At 46.2% G+C, this 23610-nt stretch carries 20 protein-coding genes and 1 tRNA gene; 18 read left to right on the forward strand and 3 right to left on the reverse strand.

Annotated features, from left to right (window positions below):
- The first annotated feature begins 114 nt into the window (after positions 1-114).
- A tRNA-Met gene (locus V1U08_RS22265) sits at positions 115-191 on the forward strand.
- Positions 192-804: 613 nt separating this feature from the next.
- On the opposite strand, the gene queG is transcribed toward V1U08_RS22265, so the two are convergent.
- Positions 805-1932, reverse strand: a complete 1128-nt coding sequence (queG, locus tag V1U08_RS22270) for a tRNA epoxyqueuosine(34) reductase QueG (RefSeq protein WP_330471432.1) — start codon at positions 1930-1932, stop codon at positions 805-807.
- A 313-nt stretch (positions 1933-2245) separates the two neighbouring features.
- On the opposite strand from queG, the gene tsaE reads away from it, so the two are divergent.
- The 8 genes from tsaE to hflC all read left to right on the forward strand — a co-directional run bounded on the left by tsaE (position 2246) and on the right by hflC (position 11412).
- Positions 2246-2710 carry a tRNA (adenosine(37)-N6)-threonylcarbamoyltransferase complex ATPase subunit type 1 TsaE gene (gene tsaE, locus V1U08_RS22275; protein WP_014233210.1) on the forward strand — a complete coding sequence of 155 codons (465 nt, stop codon included), beginning with the start codon at positions 2246-2248 and terminating at the stop codon, positions 2708-2710.
- Positions 2704-4419: an N-acetylmuramoyl-L-alanine amidase gene (locus V1U08_RS22280; RefSeq protein ID WP_330471433.1), complete on the forward strand. Its 1716-nt coding sequence runs from the start codon at positions 2704-2706 to the stop codon at positions 4417-4419. Before tsaE ends, V1U08_RS22280 begins: the two co-directional genes overlap by 7 nt.
- Positions 4420-4436: 17 nt before the next feature.
- Positions 4437-6467 carry a DNA mismatch repair endonuclease MutL gene (mutL, locus tag V1U08_RS22285; RefSeq protein WP_330471434.1) on the forward strand — a complete coding sequence of 677 codons (2031 nt, stop codon included), beginning with the start codon at positions 4437-4439 and terminating at the stop codon, positions 6465-6467.
- Positions 6464-7396, forward strand: coding sequence for a tRNA (adenosine(37)-N6)-dimethylallyltransferase MiaA (gene miaA, locus V1U08_RS22290; protein ID WP_014233207.1), 933 nt, complete (start codon positions 6464-6466; stop codon positions 7394-7396). Before mutL ends, miaA begins: the two co-directional genes overlap by 4 nt.
- Positions 7397-7589: 193 nt before the next feature.
- A complete protein-coding gene (gene hfq / locus V1U08_RS22295; RefSeq protein ID WP_014233206.1) occupies positions 7590-7853 on the forward strand; it encodes an RNA chaperone Hfq in 264 nt (87 codons plus the stop codon).
- A 38-nt stretch (positions 7854-7891) separates the two neighbouring features.
- Entirely contained in the window at positions 7892-9181 is a 1290-nt protein-coding gene (gene hflX / locus V1U08_RS22300) for a ribosome rescue GTPase HflX (protein WP_243975223.1), read from the forward strand.
- A gap of 45 nt (positions 9182-9226) precedes the next feature.
- Complete coding sequence (gene hflK, locus V1U08_RS22305; RefSeq protein ID WP_014233204.1) at positions 9227-10429, forward strand: FtsH protease activity modulator HflK; 1203 nt, start codon at positions 9227-9229, stop codon at positions 10427-10429.
- 2 nt (positions 10430-10431) lie between these two features.
- Complete coding sequence (gene hflC, locus V1U08_RS22310; protein WP_014233203.1) at positions 10432-11412, forward strand: protease modulator HflC; 981 nt, start codon at positions 10432-10434, stop codon at positions 11410-11412.
- 74 nt (positions 11413-11486) lie between these two features.
- Here hflC and V1U08_RS22315 read toward each other — a convergent pair whose 3' ends face one another.
- Positions 11487-11672 (reverse strand): DUF2065 domain-containing protein, encoded by a 186-nt coding sequence (locus tag V1U08_RS22315; protein WP_330471435.1) that lies wholly within the window; start codon positions 11670-11672, stop codon positions 11487-11489.
- A 162-nt stretch (positions 11673-11834) separates the two neighbouring features.
- On the opposite strand from V1U08_RS22315, the gene V1U08_RS22320 reads away from it, so the two are divergent.
- Both V1U08_RS22320 and motX read left to right on the forward strand, forming a co-directional pair.
- Positions 11835-13151, forward strand: coding sequence for an adenylosuccinate synthase (locus V1U08_RS22320; protein WP_014233201.1), 1317 nt, complete (start codon positions 11835-11837; stop codon positions 13149-13151).
- 242 nt (positions 13152-13393) lie between these two features.
- Positions 13394-14029 carry a flagellar protein MotX gene (motX, locus tag V1U08_RS22325; RefSeq protein WP_020336182.1) on the forward strand — a complete coding sequence of 212 codons (636 nt, stop codon included), beginning with the start codon at positions 13394-13396 and terminating at the stop codon, positions 14027-14029.
- A gap of 70 nt (positions 14030-14099) precedes the next feature.
- On the opposite strand, the gene hmpA is transcribed toward motX, so the two are convergent.
- Positions 14100-15284, reverse strand: a complete 1185-nt coding sequence (gene hmpA, locus V1U08_RS22330) for an NO-inducible flavohemoprotein (RefSeq protein ID WP_330471436.1) — start codon at positions 15282-15284, stop codon at positions 14100-14102.
- Between the two features lie 110 nt (positions 15285-15394).
- On the opposite strand from hmpA, the gene nsrR reads away from it, so the two are divergent.
- From nsrR to V1U08_RS22365, 7 genes are all read left to right on the forward strand, one after another.
- A complete protein-coding gene (gene nsrR, locus V1U08_RS22335; protein WP_014233198.1) occupies positions 15395-15820 on the forward strand; it encodes a nitric oxide-sensing transcriptional repressor NsrR in 426 nt (141 codons plus the stop codon).
- 116 nt (positions 15821-15936) lie between these two features.
- Entirely contained in the window at positions 15937-18456 is a 2520-nt protein-coding gene (rnr, locus tag V1U08_RS22340) for a ribonuclease R (RefSeq protein ID WP_330471437.1), read from the forward strand.
- Between the two features lie 99 nt (positions 18457-18555).
- Complete coding sequence (gene rlmB, locus V1U08_RS22345; RefSeq protein WP_014233196.1) at positions 18556-19299, forward strand: 23S rRNA (guanosine(2251)-2'-O)-methyltransferase RlmB; 744 nt, start codon at positions 18556-18558, stop codon at positions 19297-19299.
- Between the two features lie 92 nt (positions 19300-19391).
- The gene (locus V1U08_RS22350; RefSeq protein WP_330471438.1) at positions 19392-20078 is read left to right on the forward strand and encodes a phosphoglycolate phosphatase; all 687 of its coding nucleotides are present in this window, start codon (positions 19392-19394) and stop codon (positions 20076-20078) included.
- A gap of 114 nt (positions 20079-20192) precedes the next feature.
- On the forward strand, positions 20193-21209 hold the full coding sequence (trpS, locus tag V1U08_RS22355; RefSeq protein ID WP_014233194.1) for a tryptophan--tRNA ligase: 1017 nt from the start codon (positions 20193-20195) through the stop codon (positions 21207-21209).
- Between the two features lie 218 nt (positions 21210-21427).
- Positions 21428-22015 (forward strand): aminodeoxychorismate/anthranilate synthase component II, encoded by a 588-nt coding sequence (locus V1U08_RS22360; protein ID WP_014233193.1) that lies wholly within the window; start codon positions 21428-21430, stop codon positions 22013-22015.
- A 361-nt stretch (positions 22016-22376) separates the two neighbouring features.
- A complete protein-coding gene (locus tag V1U08_RS22365; protein WP_014233192.1) occupies positions 22377-23588 on the forward strand; it encodes an aspartate aminotransferase family protein in 1212 nt (403 codons plus the stop codon).
- Positions 23589-23610 lie beyond the last annotated feature (22 nt).

The following is a 23610-nucleotide window of genomic DNA, read 5'->3' on the forward strand; positions in this document are numbered from 1 at the left end:
CGACACTAGCTCAGTTGGTAGAGCGCAACCTTGCCAAGGTTGAGGTCACGAGTTCGAACCTCGTGTGTCGCTCCAAACATATAGCTCTCATTGTGCTTAACAGTGAAATACGGACGCGGGGTGGAGCAGCTTGGTAGCTCGTCGGGCTCATAACCCGAAGGTCGTCGGTTCAAATCCGGCCCCCGCAACCAAATTCAAGACAGTTTGATTGTTATTTATCATAACCCTCAGGTCGTCGACGGATGCGCCGCTCGGATCAAATCCAGCCCCCGCAACCAATCCACATCGCTCTTTTCATCATGCTGTGAAGCATAACTCCCCTAAAATAAATTTTAATCCGCATTGTATGATGTCGGGTGTTTTCGTTTGTGTTGAAAACATTATATGAATCGGCAGACACAATAGTGCTCTGGTATGCGAGTGTTTTTGCTATCTTTCATTAACAGACTTATCCACATACAGCGTTCTGTGGATAACTTGGTTGATAAAGTGTTTTTAGCTTGACATTATTTGTTAGTAAACGAAGATCTTTTATTTTTTAAGTGTTTGAATTGTGATTGGATTTTGTTTTAACTAGCTGTTAAATAAAGAAAAAAAGCACAACTACATAGATCTTGGTTGTTAAAATACGATCATTACATTGTATTTTTTTGATCCTAGTCATTTACTGGGATTGTGTTTAACTTTTTTTTCCTACCTCTTTTTTATCTAATCTCAAATTTTTTTCCACATTACAAAATTGAGAACGAGGTCATGAATTGCGCATGAAAAAAGCATTTCAATCTTTTGCATATAGACTACGCCTTATGCATCTCTCGGTAAGCCTTTCTCTACAATCCTGATTAAACGGTTTTTCTTCGTTTCAATTGACTCAGTCTCATTGACCGGAGTTTGGTTCAGCTGCTGATCCAATGCCCAGATAATATGTTCATCGAGTAAGTCACTTTCTCCCTGACGAGAGGCAAGCGCATCAATGACACGTTGACTGTATTCTGCGTTGCCAAGTGCGACAGCAATATTACGCAGCCATTGTAAGTGACCAATTCGGCGAATCGCGGAGCCTTCCATGTTCTTTAAGAAAGCGGCTTCATCCCAACCAAACATATCGACTAAGTCTGGGTGTTGAAAACTATCACGGCGGTGAAAGTCTTCTTGTTCGGTGATATCGGCATATCGGTTCCATGGGCACACCAGTTGGCAATCATCACAGCCGTAAATTCGGTTCCCCATTGGTTTTCGAAATTCTTCTGGAATGATGCCATCGAACTCGATGGTCAGGTAGGAGATACAACGTCGTGCATCCACCACTTTGTCGTCTACAATCGCTTGCGTCGGACATGAAGTGATACACGCTTTGCATTTTCCACACTGATCGACACTTGGTTGATCAACCGGCAATGGCAAATCAACCAGTAACTCGCCCAGAAAGAACCAAGAACCACAGTCTTTATCCAAGACCAGAGAATGTTTCCCGGTCCAACCTAGCCCGGCTTTTTGAGCCAGTGGTCGCTCTAATATCGGGGCGGAATCAACAAAAGGGCGGTAGCCAAACTTACCGACTTCTTCTTCAATTAATTTACCGAGCTTATTGAGCTGCTTTCTTACGAGTTTGTGATAGTCACGTCCTAGGGCATAACGACTGATGTAGGCGTGGTTTTTATTGGCAAGGTTTGAAGCGAATTGCGCTTCTGGCGGTAGGTAATCCATACGCGCACTGATAACACGTATGGTTCCCGGCAGTAATTCATGTGGTCTCGCGCGCATCATGCCGTGTCGAGCCATCCAGTCCATAGAACCGTGATACCCGGCATCCAGCCACTGTTGCAGTGCGGCCTCATGCTCACTTAGGTCAACATCGCAGATCCCCACTTTTTGAAAGCCGAGTTCTTTTCCCCAAATTTTGATTTGCTGTGCGAGTTGTTCGTAGTTCATGGTTACCACCGAGATAAATGGGGGGCGGATCTTAACGGATCTCTTGTATTGGTTCTAGCGTAAAGTCGCACTTATAAAAGTATGCTATTTAATGATATTTATAATGGAACCTTTTTCGATCTGCTGCTTTCTTATATTGGAGAGCTAAACTCATATGGCTTGAAGTAGAGAGCTGACAAATAAGATACCGTTTTGTGGCTACTTTTTTCGCATATATGACATTTGAAAGCTTGTCTCTCAAAACCAACACGGTTTACTATTCCTGTTCTTTTGATTTTTATATAGTCAACGATCATTAGTTAGAGAAGCATCAATGAGCACGAAACAATTTAATTTAAAAGATGAGCATGAAACGGTAGCACTGGGCACCGCTCTGGCTCAGCTTTGTTCTCAACAAACGACAATTTATCTGCATGGTGATTTGGGCGCAGGTAAAACAACCTTCAGTCGTGGGTTTGTCCGTGCTCTTGGGCATCAAGGAAATGTAAAAAGTCCAACTTATACCTTGGTTGAACCATACCAATTGGATAAGTGGCAAGTTTACCATTTTGACCTATATCGTCTTGCGGATCCTGAAGAGTTAGAATTCATGGGAATTCGAGATTATTTCACTGATGATGCGATTTGTTTGGTTGAGTGGCCTGAAAAGGGGCAAGGCTTACTGCCTGAGCCAGATCTTGATGTGAACATCCGTTATCAAGGTGAAGGCCGTATCGCCGAACTCATCGCGAATAATGATTATGGTGTGCAGTTACTCAGTCGATTGGAGCTATGTTGAGTTTTTCAAATTTTAGAGTAGTGGCGACGTTTGTCGCCACTTTTCTCCTTATCATCCCCAGTTTAGCATTTGCTAACGTCGTTAAAAGCTTTCGAGTTTGGCCTTCTCCAGATGAGACTCGCGTTGTCATCGATTTAGGCTCGGAAGCGGACTACTCCTATTTCTCATTATCCGAACCGGATAGGCTGGTTGTGGATTTGAAAGACGCCACCATGCAAGCCAAATTGCCGGTGACGGTCTCTGATAGCCCTGTTTTGACGCGAGTGCGAAAAAGCTCACCTCCGGAAACGGGCACTTATCGTCTCGTTTTTGAACTGAAAAAAAGCGTTCAAGCTGAGCTATTCAAACTGAGCCCGACACCAGGTGGGCAATATGGTCACCGTTTGGTCATTGATCTTCCGCATGGTACAAAAACAGCGACAACCGCAACGAAGTCAGAAGAAAAAACCACAACCAGTAAAGACATGAGCTCAGTTCAGCGTGCTCAAGAGGTGTTGATTGTTATCGACCCTGGTCATGGTGGTGAAGATCCGGGATCAATTGGACCTTCTCGTCGTAAGTATGAAAAAGACGCGGTATTGAGTATTTCTCGTAAGATTGCTGCTCAGTTGAATGCGACACCGGGCATCAAAACTCGACTGACCCGCAGTGGGGACTATTTTGTTAACCTGAATCGACGTGTCGCGATTGCTCGCGAGAATGATGCTCATCTGCTGATATCAATTCACGCGGATGCGTTTACCTCTCCACGACCTCGTGGTGGTTCGGTGTTCGTACTGAACACGCGTCGAGCGAATACGGAAATTTCCCGTTGGGTAGAAAATCATGAGAGGCAGTCTGAGCTTTTAGGTGGATCGGGTAACGCATTTGTCAGCAATACCAAAGATCGTAACGTCAACCAAACGTTGCTGGATCTGCAGTTTAGTCATTCGCAGAAGGAAGGCTATAAGCTAGCGACCGAAATCCTTGGTGAAATGGGACGTGTTGCTCACTTGCACAACACGAAACCTATCAACACTAGCTTGGCGGTATTACGCTCTCCGCAGATTCCATCGGTATTGGTCGAAACGGGCTTTATCTCAAACCCGACCGAAGAGAAATTATTGTTCCAGCGTGCACACCAAGACAAACTGGCACAGTCGATATCGAAGGCGGTCGTCAAGTATCTGAAGGATAACCCGCCAGAAGGTACGGTATTCTCACCTTCATCGAAACCGATGGTGCACATTGTGAAGCGCGGCGAATCTTTATCGGTGATTGCGAATAAATACGGGACAAGCTCGAAAGCGATAATGGCTGAAAACAACTTGAAATCTAGTGAGTTAGGAATTGGTCAGAAACTGAGAATTCCGTCGGCTGGTAATATCAAAGTGCCAAGCAAACCGATCACGGTGGAGACAGAAACCATCACTCACACCGTTAAGTCTGGTGAGTTTTTAGGTAAGATTGCCAGCCATTACAAAGTGAAGGTTTCTGATATTCGCCGTGAAAACAATCTCAAATCAGATACGCTGTGGGTAGGTCAGAAACTGAAGGTGACGGTTGCGGTGAAGGACAAGCCGATCCGTAAACATAAAGTCTCACGAGGTGAGTACCTTGGTAAGATCGCATCGAAGTACGACGTGAGCGTGCAAAGTATTCGTGAAGCGAATAACTTACGTTCAGATGAACTTGCGGTAGGACAAGTGCTGATCATCCCAAATAAATAAGTGAGCTTTAACGCGTTATGACGATTAAAATACTGCCAGCCAGGCTCGCCAACCAGATAGCCGCAGGGGAGGTGGTCGAAAGACCTGCCTCTGTCATCAAAGAGTTGGTAGAGAACAGCCTCGACTCCGGCGCTACCCGCATCGATATCGATATTGAGAAAGGGGGAGCTAAGCTCATCCGTGTTCGTGATAACGGTAAAGGGATCGCGAAAGATGAGTTAGGTTTGGCATTAAGTCGTCATGCCACATCCAAAATTCATAGCTTGGATGACTTAGAAGCGATCATGAGTTTGGGCTTTCGTGGTGAGGCACTCGCGAGTATTAGTTCAGTCTCACGCTTGACCTTAACCTCGCGTCCCGCAGCGCAAGAAGAGGCATGGAGTGCGTATTCCGAAGGGCGCGAAATGCAGGTCAAACTTCAACCTGCCGCACACCCTATTGGTACCACGGTAGAAGTGTTGGACCTTTTCTTCAATACCCCTGCACGTCGTAAATTTCTTCGTACCGAGAAAACGGAATTTTCCCATATTGATGAGCTGCTAAAGCGTATCGCACTGAGCCGGTTTGACGTGTCGATTACTGTGCGGCATAACGGAAAAATCATCCGCCAATATCGCGCAGCAAAAAATCAACTACAAACGGAAAAGCGCATTGCAGCCGTATGCGGTAATGCTTTTGTCCGTAACATGCTCCGTATTGAATTAGAACATCAGGGTCTAAAGCTGCATGGTTGGATCACAACGCCAGATGGTGCTCGGCAGCAAAGTGATTTGCAGTATTGCTATGTGAATGGCCGCATGATGCGTGACAAGCTGATTAATCATGCTATCCGCCAGAGCTACGAAATGAGCTTAAAGCCGGATCAGTTTGCGGCATACGTGCTGTTCATTGAACTCGATCCGCATCAGGTGGATGTGAATGTCCACCCTGCAAAACATGAAGTGCGTTTCCATCAGGCTCGACTGGTTCATGACTTTATCTATCAGGCATTAACCGATGCACTGGTACAAAGTGCGGTCATTGAACAGCCACATGTCAATGAATCTGCCTTTCATCACGCTGAGCCGTCTTCCCCGATTCAGGAAAGCGATGTTGACTCAGCCCCCTCGATTTCAGAAGCCTCGATTAAAGAAGACAAGGTCTCTTCTCCCGTTCCTGAACGAGTTTATCAGGCGATAGACAAAACACCGGCTTATCCGGGACGAAGTGACTATGAGGCAAAACCACGCGAGCGTTCTTCTTCAGAGTCGTCTGTGCGAGAGGCTCGTCAGTCAGATTCTTATCATCGTTCGGACTGGATTGAATCTAAGCCCGCTCCAAAGCCGATTCAGAGCAAAGAGCGTCATGCGGAACCCGCTCCGAGTAAACAAGAAGTTCGTGCTTATCATGAGCTTTTGAAAACGCCAGACTTCGAACCTAAGCCGATCGAAAATGCGGTTGTCGCTACATCGAGAGAGCAAGCACCTTTGCCTCAAGTGACGGCATTAGGTAAAGCACTAGCTGTGGTGGATGAGCAGTTTGTCCTGATGAGCAGTGACAGTGGCGTGGCATTGGTTTCATTACCACGCGCGGAATTTTATCGAGTCAAAGGGCAGCTAACGCCAAGTGAAGGCGCACTAAAAGCACAACCTTTACTCGTACCTTTGTCGCTAAAGTTGGACGCAGAGTTAGTCAAGTTAGCAGAGGATTACCAACAAGATTTCTCCCAGCTCGGTATACAGCTTAAAGCCAGAAATGACAAAGCATTGATGGTCATGGGCGTACCAGCACCATTGCGTCAACAAAACTTACAAAATTTGGTACCAGATCTGTTATCTTACGCGCAAACGTGGGTGAAGGGTGAGAAGACTACCACTCAAATGCTTTCTGCACTGATCGATTGGCTTGCTTTGCGGGTAACGACAGTAAAAAGCAATTATACTCTCTCCGAAGCCATTCAAATTATTGCGGAACTTGAACAGCTAAGGCATGGCCAATTGCCATTAGAAGATACTCAGTTTGTATCTGCTGTTGATTTCTCTGCCACGATAGCCAAATTAACACCATGACAGAAAAACTACCGTTGGCTCTATTTTTAATGGGACCAACTGCATCAGGTAAAACAGAACTCGCGATTAGACTTCGTCAGAAGTTTCCGGTTGAGATCATCAGCGTCGATTCGGCTTTGATCTATAAAGGAATGGATGTCGGGACTGCCAAGCCTGATGAACGTGAGCTTAGCTTAGCGCCTCACCGCCTGATTGATATTTTGGATCCTAGCGAGTCATACTCCGCAGCGGATTTCCGTCGCGATGCGTTACAGGCTATGGATGATATTGTTGCAGAAGGAAAAATTCCGTTACTTGTTGGCGGTACAATGCTCTATTACAAAGCATTACTTGAAGGCTTATCACCTCTTCCTGCTGCAAATCCTGAAATTCGTCAGCAAATTGAACAAGAAGCATTGACTAAAGGTTGGTCGGTGTTGCACGATGAACTGAAAGAGATTGATCCTGTCTCTGCGGAGCGAATTCATCCTAATGATCCCCAGCGTTTATCTAGGGCATTGGAAGTTTTTCGAATTTCAGGTAAAACTCTAACTGAGTTGACTCAAACGAAAGGTGAACGCCTTCCGTACCGGGTCAAGCAGTTTGCAATAGCTCCCAAGGATAGGGCAGAACTTCACCGTCGCATTGAACTGCGCTTCGAAAAAATGATGGAAGCGGGCTTCGAAGATGAAATGAAAGCATTATATGCTCGCAAAGATCTTCACCCGGATCTTCCGTCTATACGTTGCGTCGGTTATAGACAGATGTGGGAGTATTTAGATGGGGAGTGCACTCGCGAAGAAGCCATTTTTCGCGGAGTATGCGCGACTCGTCAATTGGCCAAGCGTCAAATCACCTGGTTACGCAGCTGGGATGACTTAACTTGGTTGGATAGTGATAACATTGAACAGTCTCTCGAAACCATTTCGGAAGCAATAGCATCTGATTGAGATAGCTGTGTATAATGTGATCGTTTTTGCGTGAACGCGCTCTGAAAGGAACAGTGGTTGGCGGTTTTTAGACTATGCTGCTAATTACTTAGAGTGCATTTTGATTCGTTTAGCTCAGATGCAAAAGCAGTACTTTTTGCATTGCACCACTAGCTAAATAATTACAACTACAAATTAAATAAGGAAAATAAAAATGGCTAAGGGGCAATCTCTACAAGACCCATTCTTAAACGCGCTACGTCGTGAGCGTATCCCAGTGTCTATCTACCTTGTGAATGGTATTAAACTACAAGGTCAGATCGAATCATTCGATCAATTCGTGATTCTTTTGAAAAACACTGTTAACCAAATGGTGTACAAGCACGCGATCTCAACAGTTGTGCCGGCTCGTCCTGTGAGCCACCACAGCGGTGAACGTACCCAAGGTGATCGTCCACAAGAGAAATCTGAAGATTAATTCTTCATCGAATATTTTTAAAGTAAGGAGTTGATTGCTTGTTTGACCGTTATGAATCCGGTGAGCGAGCCGTACTTGTTCATATCAACTTCACGCAAGAAGGTGAATGGGAAGATCTGGCTGAGTTCGAAATGCTGGTTTCTTCTGCTGGGGTAGAGACGCTACAAGTGGTAACTGGTAGTCGTCAATCCCCACACCCGAAATACTATGTCGGAGAGGGTAAGGCTCAGGAAATTGCTACAGCAGTACAATTAACTGGCGCTGAAATTGTGATTTTTAATCACTCCCTCTCTCCTGCCCAAGAACGTAACCTCGAAACACTGTGCAAATGTCGAGTTCTCGATCGCACTGGTCTCATCCTCGATATCTTTGCTCAACGAGCGCGAACACATGAAGGTAAGCTACAGGTAGAGCTGGCTCAACTTCGTCATATCTCTACTCGTTTGATTCGTGGTTGGACGCACCTAGAAAGGCAGAAAGGTGGTATTGGTCTACGTGGTCCTGGTGAAACCCAGTTGGAAACCGACCGTCGTTTATTGCGTGACAGAATCAAAGCCATCCTGCGCCGCTTAGATAAAGTGGCCAAGCAGCGTGAACAAGGGCGTCGCGCCCGAAATCGAGCTGAAATCCCAACGATTTCTCTCGTGGGTTACACCAACGCGGGTAAGTCGACACTGTTTAACCGTATTACCGAAGCGGGTGTGTATGCCGCAGACCAGCTGTTTGCTACTTTGGACCCTACATTACGTAAGATCGAGTTAGCGGACGTGGGACCTGCCATACTTGCAGATACCGTTGGTTTTATTCGACATTTGCCTCACGATTTAGTTGCAGCCTTCAAAGCAACCTTGCAAGAAACGCAAGAAGCTGACATTTTGTTACATGTTGTTGATGCCAGTGATGAGCGTTTTCGTGAGAATATTCAAGCTGTTCATGAAGTACTAGAAGAGATCGACGCACACGAAGTGCCGAGTCTGGTTGTCATGAACAAAATTGACAATCTAGAATCGCAGAATCCGCGTATAGAGCGTGATGAGGAAGGCGTACCTCGTTCGGTCTGGGTATCTGCAATGGAAGGAATGGGCATCGAGCTCCTGTTTGAAGCGCTGACAGAACGTCTGGCGTCGCAAATGGTTGAGCATCAGTTGTGTATTCCTCCACAGTATCAAGGACGGTTCCGTAGTACATTCTTCCAAATGAATTGTATTCAGCGTGAAGAATACGACCAGGAAGGTAACTTGTTGATCGATATTCGAATGCAGCAAGTAGATTGGTCTAGACTTGAAAAAAGAGAAGGGGCAGTTTTGACTGGCTTTATAGTCACTTAAAGGACTGCTACAGTATAACGTCATATCAAATGATGGAGCTTTCTAATGGCGTGGAATGAGCCTGGAAATAACAACGGCAATGATGGCCGCGATAACGACCCTTGGGGTAATAATAATCGTGGTGGCCAGCGTCCTGGTGGCCGAGATCAAGGTCCGCCAGATTTAGATGAAGTGTTCAATAAACTGAGTCAGAAGCTGGGCGGCAAATTTGGTAAAAAAGGCGGCGGTGGTTCTCCACTCGGCGGTGGTGGCAGCGCAATTGGCTTTGGTGTGATTGCACTGATTGCTGTTGCTGTTTGGTTCTTCGCTGGTTTTTACACCATCGGTGAAGCAGAGCGTGGTGTAGTACTGCGTTTAGGTAAATACGATCGTATCGTAGAGCCAGGTCTGAACTGGCGTCCTCGCTTTATTGATGAGTATGAAGCGGTTAACGTACAGGCGATTCGTTCACTTCGTGCATCTGGTCTAATGCTGACTAAAGATGAAAACGTTGTGACGGTAGGCATGGACGTTCAGTATCGCGTTACTGACCCATACAAATACCTATACCGAGTAACCAATGCTGACGACAGTTTACGTCAGGCAACGGACTCTGCTCTACGTGCGGTAATTGGTGACTCGCTGATGGATAGCATTCTAACCAGTGGTCGTCAGCAAATTCGTCAAACAACTCAAGAGACACTGAACCAAATCATGGATAGCTATGATATGGGTCTTGTGCTTGTTGATGTGAACTTCCAGTCTGCACGTCCGCCAGAGCAGGTTAAAGATGCGTTTGATGACGCGATTGCAGCGCGAGAAGATGAAGAGCGTTTCATCCGTGAAGCAGAAGCTTACAAAAACGAGATTCTGCCAAAAGCAACGGGTCGTGCTGAGCGTTTGAAGAAAGAAGCGCAAGGTTACAGCGAACGTGTTACCAATGAAGCTCTTGGTCAGGTTGCACAGTTTGAACAGCTACTTCCAGAATACCAAGCAGCTCCAGGTGTAACTCGTGACCGTCTGTACATCGACGCGATGGAAGAAGTTTACACAAGTACTTCTAAAGTGCTGATTGACTCTGAATCAAGCGGTAATCTGCTTTACCTACCGATTGATAAATTGTCGGGTCAAGAAGGTCAAACTGACACCAAACGTAAGTCGAAGTCTTCTTCAACCTACGATCAAATTCAACTAGAGTCTGAGCGTACACAAGAAGACACCTCGAACACGCAGTCTCGTTCAACTGGTTCACGTCAAGGGAGATACTAAGAATGCGTAAGTTAATGATCCCTGTATTGGTAATCGCACTGGCATTGATGCTGATGTCTCTGTTTGTGATTCCTGAAGGTGAGCGCGGTATCGTAGTTCGATTTGGTCGTGTTCTGAAAGACAACAACGACATCACTCGAATTTACGAGCCGGGTCTGCATTTCAAAATGCCATTGTTTGACCGTGTGAAGACTCTGGATGCACGTATCCAAACAATGGACGGCCGTGCTGACCGTTTTGTAACGTCTGAGAAAAAAGACGTTATCATTGATACCTACGTAAAGTGGCGTATTGAAGATTTTGGACGTTACTACCTGGCAACAGGTGGCGGTAACTCGCTAACGGCAGAAGCACTTCTTGAACGTAAAGTTACTGACGTGCTTCGTTCTGAAATCGGTGCACGTGAAATCAAGCAAATCGTTTCTGGCCCACGTAACAATGACGTACTACCAGAAGATGCAAGCAGTGATGAAGTTACGACGGAAGCTGCTCGTGAAGCACTAGAAATCGATGGTGAGCGTGACTTAATCATGTCTAACGTGTTGAAAGACACACGTGAAAGCGCGATGAAAGACTTAGGTGTGCGCGTAGTTGATTTCCGAATGAAGAAAATCAACCTGCCAGATGAGATCAGTGAATCTATCTACCGTCGTATGCGCGCAGAGCGTGAGTCGGTAGCTCGTAAACACCGTTCTCAAGGCCGTGAGAAAGCGGAAGTTATCCGTGCTCAAGCTGAGCTTGAAGTTGCGACAATTCTTGCTGAAGCCGACAAAACAGCTCGTGTTACACGAGGTGGAGCGGATGCAGAAGCAGCGAAGATTTACTCTAATGCTTACAACAAGGATCCTGAGTTCTTCAGCTTCCTACGTTCACTAAGAGCCTACGAGAAGTCGTTCAGCTCTAAGAACGATATCCTTGTTCTGGATCCGAAGAGTGACTTCTTCCAGTACATGAATAATTCTAAAGGTGTAAAAGCTGAATAAAGCTTCCCTCTAGTATGTAAAAGGCTCCATCAGGAGCCTTTTTTGTATCTAGTAGTTATGTAAGGTGAGAGTCGTTAACTCATCATGATAGCAATGACAGCACCAGCAACGACCAGACAGCCGCCAATACGACGCAGTTGATGGTTGGGTTGCTCACTGAGTTGGGCGACCATATTTCGCCAGCCATTCGGCGCTACCAGCGGACCAATCCCTTCAACAATTAATACTAGCCCTACAGCCAGCCATATCGACTCAGACATAAAGCTTCCTAAACCAATTTATAAAGCTAAATATTATCAGTGATATGTTGCTTCTGAAATGCTCGATTACGTTGCAGCTCTAAGTCTGTGAACAAAAAATGACTGCAAGAAGTCCGATTCGGTGCTAGAATCCATTTTTAACTAGCAATCAGACTTGGAAAGATGGGAAATAACGTAGTCGTTCTAGGCACCCAATGGGGTGACGAAGGTAAAGGTAAAATCGTAGACCTTTTAACTGAAGATGCAAAGTACGTGGTACGCTACCAAGGCGGTCACAATGCAGGCCACACTCTCGTAATTGACGGTGAAAAAACCGTTCTTCACTTAATTCCATCAGGTATCCTTCGCGATAACGTAAAATGTGTTATCGGTAACGGTGTAGTACTATCACCTGAAGCTCTACTTAAAGAAATGAAACCTCTTGAAGAGCGTGGTATTCCAGTACGCGAACGTCTTTTCATTTCTGAAGCATGTCCTCTAATTCTTCCATACCATATTGCAATGGACCAAGCTCGCGAAATCGCTCGCGGTAAAAAAGCTATCGGTACAACAGGTCGTGGTATCGGTCCAGCATACGAAGATAAAGTTGCTCGTCGCGGTCTACGCGTTGGCGACCTATTCGATATGGAAGCATTTGCTGAGAAGCTAAAAGAAGTTATGGAATACCACAACTTCCAGCTAGTAAACTTCTACAAAGCGGAACCAGTAAGCTACGAAGCGGTACTGGAAGAAGCGAAAGGCTACGCTGAGCTACTAACTTCAATGGTTATCGACGTAACTGACGAGCTAGACTCTGCTCGTAAACGCGGCGACAAGATCATGTTTGAAGGTGCTCAAGGTACGCTACTAGATATCGACCATGGCACATACCCATACGTAACTTCTTCTAACACGACTGCTGGTGGTGTTGCTGCAGGTTCTGGTTTTGGTCCTCGTCACATTGGTTACATCCTTGGTATCGCGAAAGCTTACTGTACGCGTGTAGGTTCTGGTCCATTCCCGACTGAGCTATACGACGGTCTAGACAAGCAAGACCCAATCGGTAAGCACCTAGGTACTGTAGGTCATGAGTTTGGTGCAACAACTGGTCGTCTACGTCGTACTGGTTGGTTTGATGCTGTTGCAATGCGTCGTGCTATCCAAATCAACTCTATCTCTGGTTTCTGTCTAACCAAACTAGACGTACTAGATGGCCTAGAAGAGCTAAAAATCTGTACTGGTTACAAGATGGAAGATGGCTCTGTACTAGAAGTTTCGCCAATGGCTGCTGAAGCATTTGAAAAAGCAACGCCAATCTACGAAACAATGCCAGGTTGGTCTGAAAATACATTTGGTGCTAAAGCGCTAGAAGACCTGCCAAAAGCGGCTCTAGACTACATCAAGCGTATCGAAGAGCTAACCGGCGTGCCAGTAGACATCGTCTCAACTGGTCCTGACCGTAACGAAACTATCATCAAGGTTCACCCATTCGAATCTTAATGACGACTCGTTAGAGATTTTGAAAGCCGACCTTAAGGTCGGCTTTTTTGTGTCTGATACTTTTGTGCAATGGAATGCTGCGGTTGTGGAACACGCGTCTCAATGTGGCAACTTGTTGCCGTCTCTCGGTGGTGAGGGGCAAAAATTGTCTAAAGCTCAGGACAGGTTTGCCGATAATCTTATCAAGCAGAGCAGATCCTTTGGCGATTTTTTGTTTCTCAGACACCTTGAAGAGTACGTTTATGAAGTTACGAACAGTGGCTGCTTCACTGTTACTGATGCTGGCGACGGTTGCATCACGGGCGAGTGCCTCTGATGTCGGAGCGCCTGTTCCCATTTACACCGAAGCAGAACTGATAACGCTTATTGAGCAGAATAAGCACTTACAGCGTGTGCGCGCTGACAACTGCCAGTTGGTGGAAGACATTGTTGCTCGCGCGACTCGAATTAGCCTACCTGCGTATGAGTTTTTGTATGGAGATATGCTGGCTTGGGGTGTCTGTGTTGAGCAAGATGTGGAACTTGGGCTCTACTATATGGAGAATGCTGCCCAGCAAGGATTACCAGCCGCGCTAGAACAAATAGGGCGCTATTACTCTCTTGGTACCTTGGTTCAGCAGGACAAAGAACGTGCGATCCCTTATCTTCGCGAAGCGGCATCCATGGGGAATCTCAATGCACGCATTCAACTTGCGGAGTTGCTCCTGCGTGATTACGGCAGCCCTCTGGACTATGAAGATGCTTACCGCTGGTTGTATAACTCGGTAACGGCCGATAAACGCCAGCACAAACGAATTACTCTTTTACGAAATGGCCTTGAGCAGCGTATGCCTGAAAATATTATCGCCCGAGCTAAGCGGCGAGATACCTTCTGGTAAAATTGCTCACGATTGAATACATACAACAAAGCCCACATATGTGGGCTTTGTTGTTTTTAACGATATGACTTTAAATGACTTTATGTGGGCCAAAGCACTCGTAATGAAACTGTTCTTGTGGAACGCCAAGGTCGATAAGCTGCTTGGCGACATACTGCATAAACCCAACAGGGCCGCAGAAGTAAATCTGAACATTGGTTTGCTTAAGCGCAGCTTCAATTTCCTTTAGGTTGACGAAACCAGTGAAGTGGTAGTCTTCACCAAGTTTATCTTCTGTTGTCGGTTGGTTATACCAGACAAGCGCATTGACGTTATCTTGTGAGCTGACAATTTGGTTCACATGCTGCTTAAAGGCATGCTGTTGACCATTTTCCGTCGCGTGTACCCAAGTTACTGGCGCTTGATGCGCAGACAAGCTCTCCAGCATAGAAAGTGTCGGCGTTAAGCCTACGCCAGCAGAGAGCAGTACGACAGGAGTGTCCAATTCTACGTCCATGAAGAAGTCACCCGCCGGAGCGACCAGTTTTACTTTATCGCCAACGTTAAGCTCATCGTGCAGATAGTTGGATACTTTACCGTCTTGTTCACGTTTAACCGAGATGCGGTACGTGTTCTCTTGTGCCGCAGAAGAGAGGCTGTATTGGCGGATCTCTTGGTTATCAAACTTATCGCTGTTGATGTAGATACCCACATATTGCCCTGGCTTATAGGCTGCGACGTTAAGACCATCTGTTGGTTTAAACACAAAACTGCAGATGTGTTCGCTTTCTGCTTGTTTTGTGACAAGTTCGAATTCACGCAATCCGCGCCAGCCACCTTCCAAGGCTTCATTCGCCTGATAAATTTGCTCTTCTCTTTGAATGAACACATTGGCTAGCACGCCATAAGCTTCTGCCCATGCATCCAACACTTCCTGACCCGGATTGAATAGTTCGTCAATGGTTGCTAATAGATGTGAACCGACAATTTGATATTGGTCCGCTGTGATCAAAAAGCTGGTGTGTTTATGCGCAATTTTTTCTACCGCACCAAGCAGAGCCGGTAAATTTTCAATATTCGCGGCGTATGCACAGATAGCATTAAATAACGCTTCACGCTGATCACCATTGCGCTGGTTGCTCATGTTAAAAATGTCTTTTAACTCAGGGTTGTGAGTAAACATACGATCATAAAAATGTGCGGTCAGTTTTGGTCCTGTTTCGGCGATAAGTGGTGCGGTTGCTTTTACGATTTCAATGGTCTGATTGCTGAGCATGGGGCTTCCTAATTTAAGTTGTATTTATAATGCATGTTTAAAGTTGTATCTCAAATGTATCTTTCAATCAAGAAAAGATTTACACTTTTCCTATTAGAGAGGATAGCAATATGCAGTTAACCAGCTTCACCGATTACGCGCTGAGAACCTTGATCTATCTGGCTTCATTGCCAAAAGATGAGTTGACAAATATCACTGAAGTGACTGATTTATTTGGTGTATCACGTAACCATATGGTTAAAGTGATTAACCGGCTTGGTCAATTGGGTTATGTACAGACTGTACGTGGCAAGAATGGCGGTATCCGTCTGATGAAGCCTGCTGCTGAGATCACGGTTGGTGGCGTTGTCCGCGATTTGGAACCGTTAGATTTGGTGAACTGCAGCGCAGATTTTTGCCACATCACGCCAGCCTGTCGACTCAAAGATAAGTTAGCGAAAGCCAAAAGCGCTTTCTTAGCGGAATTGGATTACTGCACGATTGAAGAGTTACTCAGGGACAATTCTGAGCTTTTGATCTTATTAGAGCGTCCATAAACTATCTTGTCTGTTTAGTGCCGATCTCGATCGTTCTTTTTTCAAAGCAATTCTGTAGCTTATCGAGAGACTCGGATATACTAGCTCTATACCTTCCTTGCTAGATAGGCGTGCCTATGTCAGACAATATTCCAAACGATCCATTCGCAGATCGTGAATCCCAGAATTACGAAAATCCAATTCCAAGCCGAGAGTTCATTATCGAGTTCTTAACCCAAGCAGGCGTTCCAATGAACCGCAATGACCTGTTTGAAGCGCTAAAGCTAGAAGGCGAAGAGCAATACGAAGGGTTGCGTCGTCGTTTACGTGCGATGGAACGAGATGGCCAGCTAGTGTTCACTCGTCGTCAGTGCTACGCATTACCTGAAAAGCTGGAAATGGTGAAAGGTTACGTGATCGGCCATAAAGACGGTCACGGCTGGGTGCGTCCAGAAGGCAGTGTCGGCAAGGATAATGATATTGTACTTCCACACCATCAGATGAAGAACATTATTCATGGCGATTATGTGCTGGTTCAGCCAACTGACAACAGCAAACGTGGTCGACGTGAAGGTCGCTTAGTGCGTGTGCTTGAAGAGCGCAATGATCAAATCGTCGGACGCTTTTTCCTTGAATATGGTTACTCGTATGTTGTACCTGATGACTCGCGCATCAGTCAGGATATTCTGATCCCGAATGAACACAAAGCGGGTGCCCGTATGGGTAACGTCGTGGTGATTGAAATCACCGATCGTGGTTCTCGCTCGCGCGGCATGATGGGCAAAGTGGTCGAAGTACTGGGCGAAAACATGGCGCCGGGTATGGAGACACAAATTGCGATTCGTACCCATCAAATTCCTCATGAATGGCCTGAAGAGGTCAATCAGCAAGTCGCTAACCTAACGGAAGAAGTTCCGGAAGAAGCTAAAGAAGGTCGTGTTGATCTGCGCGAGTTGCCACTCGTCACGATTGATGGTGAAGACGCGCGTGACTTCGATGATGCGGTTTTCTGTGAGAAGAAGAAAAGCGGTGGCTGGCGTCTTTGGGTTGCCATTGCTGACGTCAGTTACTACGTGCGTCCGGATTCGGCTTTGGACAAAGAAGCGATCAATCGTGGTAACTCAGTCTACTTCCCATCTCAGGTTGTCCCAATGTTGCCGGAAGTGCTTTCTAATGGTCTATGCTCGCTGAACCCACAAGTGGATCGCTTGTGTATGGTGTGTGAGATGACTATTTCAGAAACGGGTAAGCTGTCGGGTTACAAGCATTATGAAGCGGTGATGAATTCACATGCTCGTCTGACTTACACCAAAGTGCATCACATTTTGGAAGGCGACGAAGAGCTTCGTGAGCGCTACAAAGCGCTGGTTCCGCATCTGGAAGAACTGCACAGCATGTACAAAGTGCTGAAAGGAGCTCGTGAGCAGCGTGGTGCGATTGAATTCGAAACCGTCGAAACCAAGTTCATCTTCAATGCTGAGCGCAAGATTGAAAGCATTGAACCTGTGGAACGTAACGATGCCCACAAACTGATCGAAGAGTGCATGATCATGGCGAACATTGCGTCGGCATCGCTGGTGGAAAAAGCCAAAGAGCCTGCGTTATACCGTATCCATGAAACGCCTGGGGAAGAACGCCTGATGGGCTTCCGTGATTTCCTTGCCGAGCTGGGTCTAGAGCTTGGCGGTGGCCTGGAGCCGTCACCAACCGATTACGCGCATCTGATGAGCCAAGTTGGCGATCGTCCGGATCAAGAGTTGATTCAAACCATGTTGCTGCGCTCGATGAAACAAGCGGTGTATAACGCTGACAATGCCGGTCACTTTGGTCTGGCGTTACAGCGATATGCTCACTTTACCTCGCCAATTCGTCGTTACCCTGATTTGTTGTTGCACCGAGCTATCAAGTATCTGATTGCCAAACACGAAGGCCGAAATCAAGATCGCTGGACACCAACCGGTGGCTACCATTACTCGTTTGATGACATGGACTTCTATGGTGAACAATGCTCCATGACTGAGCGTCGAGCCGATGATGCAACTCGCGACGTCGCCGACTGGCTGAAATGTGAGTACATGCAAGACCATGTTGGGGATGAGTTAGACGGTGTGATCGCTAACGTGACCAGTTTTGGTTTCTTTGTTCGTTTAACCGATCTGCATATTGATGGTTTAGTGCACATTTCGACCTTGGCAAATGACTACTACCAGTTTGATCCGATTGGTCAAAGACTTATCGGTGAAAGCTTCGGTAATATCTATCGCTTAGGTGACGCGGTAAAAGTCAAAGTGTTAGCCGTAAACTTAAATGATAAACAAATTGACTTTGAATTGGTCGAAACAAGTCGTAAGCTACGCGGCGAAGGTAAGACCGCGAAGAAACGAGCGGCAGAAGCAAAACGTAAAGCGAAAGAGAAAAAACGCGCAGCAACACGTTCTTCATCGAAAGAAGGCGGTGCAGTGCGTGCCGTTCCTGCAATTGAACCGACCAAACGCCCGGAAGAAAGTGCAGCAGGAGGCCAGCGCAATGGTCCTAAGCGCGGTACTAGGAATGGTGAAACGGAAGGCAAAAAGAAGCCTAAAGTAAGAAAAGCGAGTAAGAAAAAGCCACACAGTAAGCCAAAGAAAACCAAACGCTCGAAACAAGACGAGTCGTAGGCTGAATAGCCAGTCTGGTGGTTGCTGGACTGGCTAAGGCTCTGATACCAACTTATGAGATTGATTCCGATTGGTGTCATCAGAACAACAGGTTAAATAATGAGTAACGATTTTATTTACGGTATTCATGCCGTGAAAGCGGTATTGGAACGTGAACCAGAACGATTTATCGAAGCGTACGTGCTGAAAGGGCGCCAAGACGATCGTTTAATGCCAATCCTGAACGATTTACAGGTATGTGGCGTTTCCATTCAGCAAATGACACGTAAGACCTTGGATGATAAAGCACAAGGTGCGAACCACCAAGGCATCATCGCACGCGTAAAAGCGGCGAAGCAGCTGAATGAAAATGATATTGATGCGATTCTGGCGCAACATGAATCACCGCTTTTACTTGTGCTGGATGGTGTGACTGATCCACACAATCTTGGTGCGTGTCTGCGTAATGCGGATGCTGCTGGCGTAGCAGCTATTATAGTGCCAAAAGATCGTTCAGCACCGATGAACGCGACAGTAAGTAAAGTCGCGTGTGGCGCAGCTGAAGTTGTGCCACTGATTCGTGTAACTAACCTAGCTCGCACGATGCGCACGCTGCAAGAGCAAGGCATCTGGTTTGTTGGTACTGCTGGTGAAGCGACACACGATATTTACCAAGCGAAACTGACAGGGCCTCTGGCAATTGTAATGGGCGCGGAAGGCGATGGTATGCGCCGCTTGACACGTGAAACCTGCGATGATTTGATTAAAATCCCAATGGCAGGTAGTGTATCAAGCCTGAATGTGTCGGTTGCGTCTGGCATCTGTTTGTTTGAAGCGGTGCGTCAGCGACTAGCCTCAAAATAGGCGTAGAACCAATTTTAAAGGTCAGTGACAATGACCAAAACTCAGGATGGGCAACCATCCTTTGTTATTTTTAGCTCATGCGTAGGGAAGTTATGACTCAACAATCTATAAAATTCATCGCCTTTGACCTAGACGGTACATTGCTTGATAGCGTACCCGATTTGGCCATCGCGGCAGACCAGGCTGTTCAGGCACTTGGTTACCCATCGGTCTCAATAGAGCAAGTTCGTGACTATGTCGGGAATGGCGCAGATGTACTCATTGGTCGCTCATTGAGTCAAAGTCTGACCATCAACCCTGAACTGAATGAAGAGCTACGTGCAGAAGCGCGAGAACTGTTTGATGAGTTTTACGAGCAGAGCGGTCATAAACTGAGTCACCTTTACCCAACAGTAAAAGAGACACTGGCAGAGTTGCACCAGGCGGGTTTTACCCTTGCAGTCGTTACGAACAAACCTTCAAAGTTTGTACCGCATATCCTAGAGCAACATGGCATTGCCCATTACTTTGTCGATGTGTTGGGCGGTGATGCTTTCCCTGAGAAAAAACCAAACCCAGTGGCACTGAACTGGTTGATGGAAAAACATAAGATTCAACCGGGCGAAATGTTAATGGTAGGGGATTCGAAAAACGACATCCTTGCCGCGAAAAACGCAGGCTGTACCTCATTTGGTTTAACTTACGGTTACAACCATGGTGAGCCAATTTCTGCATCAAATCCGGACTTTGTCGCAGACAAGATGTCGGAATTATTGGAAGTTGTCGCCGTTTCTGCATAAGCGCGACAAAAAATCTTCCAAAATACTTGTTAATGAGTACACTGAGCTAACCGTGCATCAAAAAGTGCGCGGTTTTTCATTTAATTAGATTAAGAAGTCAAAGGAATCATTCTAATGAGCAAACCCATTGTATTGAGTGGTGTTCAACCTTCAGGTGAACTAAGTATCGGTAACTACTTGGGTGCTCTACGTCAATGGCACCAGATGCAAGACGATTATGATTGCCAATATTGTGTAGTAGACCTTCATGCGATTACGGTTCGTCAGGACCCTAAAGCGCTACATGAAGCAACTCTGGATGCACTGGCGATTTGTCTGGCAGTGGGTGTTGACCCTAAGAAGAGCACGCTATTCGTTCAGTCACACGTACCAGAGCATGCTCAACTAGGTTGGCTTCTTAACTGTTACACTCAGATGGGTGAGCTGAGCCGTATGACTCAGTTTAAAGACAAATCAGCTCGCTACGCGAACGACGTGAATGTTGGTTTGTTTGATTACCCAGTGCTTATGGCTGCGGATATTCTGCTTTATGGCGCACATCAGGTACCAGTAGGTAGCGACCAGAAGCAGCACCTTGAGCTAGCACGTGATATCGCAACGCGTTTCAACAACATCTATTCGCCAGAGAGCCCAATCTTTACGGTTCCTGAGCCATATATCCCGACGGTAAATGCGCGCGTAATGAGCCTTCAGGACGCGACGAAGAAGATGTCTAAATCAGATGATAACCGTAAGAACGTTATCACGCTGCTTGAAGAGCCTAAGTCGATCATTAAGAAGATCAACAAAGCGCAAACAGACACAGAAACACCACCAAGCATTCGTCACGATATTGAGAGCAAAGCGGGTATCGCAAACCTAATGGGCTTGTACTCAGCGGCGACAGGTATGAGCTTTGAAGAAATCGAAGCGAAGTACAAAGGTGTAGAAATGTACGGTCCGTTCAAGAAAGACGTTGGTGAAGCGGTTGTGGCTATGCTTGAGCCAATTCAGGCTGAATACCACCGTATTCGTGCCGATCGTGCTTATATGGATGAAGTGATGAAGCAAGGTGCAGAAAAAGCATCGGCTCGTGCAGCAGAGACGTTGAAGAAAGCTTACGCAGCGGTAGGTTTTGTGACTCGTCCATAGTCATAGCGTTAAGTACACAGTCTTCTAAAAAGCTCCGTAATGCGGAGCTTTTTTTGATCTGTTGACCGTGAATAGACTTCGCGTGTGAGTATATACGGGCTTTTTATTCAGTAAAAACTTGCCTTTCTGGTTTGGTGTTGCAAAATACCGCCCTCCATATATCACAAAAGTGTGGTTGAGACGGTAATGCCAAACGGATTGGGAGCAAGCGACACCTTATGTTGTTGATCATCGATAACTACGACTCTTTCACTTATAACCTTTATCAGTATTTTTGCGAACTTGGCGCAGAGGTAAAGGTAGTGCGCAATGACGAAATCGATATTCAGGGAATTGAAGCACTTAATCCGACTCACTTAGTCATCTCTCCTGGTCCTTGTACGCCAAACGAAGCGGGGATCTCGTTACAAGCGATTAAGCACTTTGCTGGTAAGCTGCCAATTCTGGGTGTCTGTTTGGGGCATCAAGCCATTGCTCAAGCCTTTGGTGGAAACGTGGTACGTGCGCGACAGGTGATGCATGGCAAAACCTCTCCGGTACGTCACAATGGCCGCAGTGTGTTTAAAAACCTCAATAATCCTCTTACTGTGACGCGCTACCACTCTCTTGTGGTTGAGAATGGAACATTGCCTGATGTGTTTGAATTGACCGCCTGGACGGAACTGCCAGACGGCAGTATGGATGAAATCATGGGCTACCAACACAAGACGCTGCCCATTGATGCGGTGCAATTTCATCCTGAATCTATCAAAACAGAACAGGGCCATGAACTGCTGGCAAACTTTCTAGCGCGTGAACTGATCTGATCTTGATCACTTTTCTTAACAAATAATTCATCTTTTAGGCGGTATGAGTGGATTGCAAAACTATGCGTTTCACTATTCTGCCTCGCCTTATTCATTTCTTTTTTCTCCTTCTAGCTCCTGTATTACCAGCCTTTTATAAAAAAAATCTTCGCTATTTTTGTTTCTTCATGCATAAATAATCACGAGTGGTGATTATTGGCAGTTTTGAGTCAATGTAAAAAGAATAAATCACTATTGAAATGGTTAATTGAATGTAAATACAATGCCGCGATAGCTTAAATGCAAAACATTATTTGCTGGTAAAGGGAACCGATTAAGTTCGCTTATCTGCTAAGCATGCGGTATTAAGAAGGAATGTGCGATGACAACGGAAATTAAAGTAGAGCGCGGTTTATTCGATGAGGTGATGGTACCTTGTTATAACCCAATGGAAATGATCCCAGTGAAAGGTGAAGGTTCACGTATCTGGGATCAGGAAGGTAATGAATACATCGACTTTGCTGGTGGTATTGCGGTGAGCTGTCTGGGTCATTGTCACCCTGCGATGGTAGAAGCGTTAACTGAGCAAGGCAAGAAGCTTTGGCACCTAAGTAACGTAATGACTAACGAGCCTGCTCTTCGTCTGGCTAAAACGCTGACAGAATTGAGCTTTGCTGAGCGTGTTTTCTTTGCTAACTCTGGCGCAGAAGCGAACGAAGCGGCACTAAAACTGGCTCGTCGTTACGCTGCCGATGTACATGGTCCTGAAAAATCAGAAATCATCGCATTCAAACAAGGCTTCCACGGCCGTACGTTCTTTACGGTAACGGTGGGCGGTCAGGAAGCTTACTCTGATGGTTTTGGTCCTAAGCCAGGTGACGTAACACACCTACCATACAACGACATTGAAGCGCTTCAGGCGCACATTTCAGACCGTACCTGTGCAGTGATGATGGAACCACTACAAGGTGAAGGCGGTATCGTGCCACCAACACCAGAATTTGCTCAAGCAGTACGTGAGCTGTGTGACAAGCACAACGCACTATTGATTTTTGATGAAGTTCAAACAGGTAACGGCCGTACAGGTCACTTCTACGCGTACCAAGGTCTTGGCATCACACCAGATATTCTAAGCACAGCGAAATCACTAGGTGGCGGTTTCCCTATCGGCGCAATGCTAACAACGGCAAAACTGGCTGAGCACCTTAAAGTTGGTACTCACGGTTCAACCTACGGTGGTAACCCACTGGCATGTGCAGTAGCCGAAGCGGTGGTAAACGAAGTCACTAAGCCTGAAACATTGGCTGGCGTTCTTGAGCGTGAAGCAATGTTCCGTGAAGGTTTGGAAGCGATCAACGCAAAATACAACATCTTCTCAGAAGTTCGTGGTAAAGGCCTATTACTAGGTGCAGCACTGAACGAAGAATGGAAAGGTCGCGCACGTGATGTATTGGTCGCTGCGGGTAAAGAAGGCCTGTTGGTACTGATTGCGGGCGCGAACGTCGTGCGTTTCACACCATCACTGGTTATTACACAAGAAGAAATTGAAGAAGGTTTGGCGAAACTGGATAAAGCGATCGCGACTTTAGTGTAAGCGATACAACAGAATAAACGTC

The organism is Vibrio sp. YYF0003 (genome assembly GCF_036350715.1).
Taxonomy (GTDB): Bacteria; Pseudomonadota; Gammaproteobacteria; order Enterobacterales; family Vibrionaceae; genus Vibrio; species Vibrio natriegens.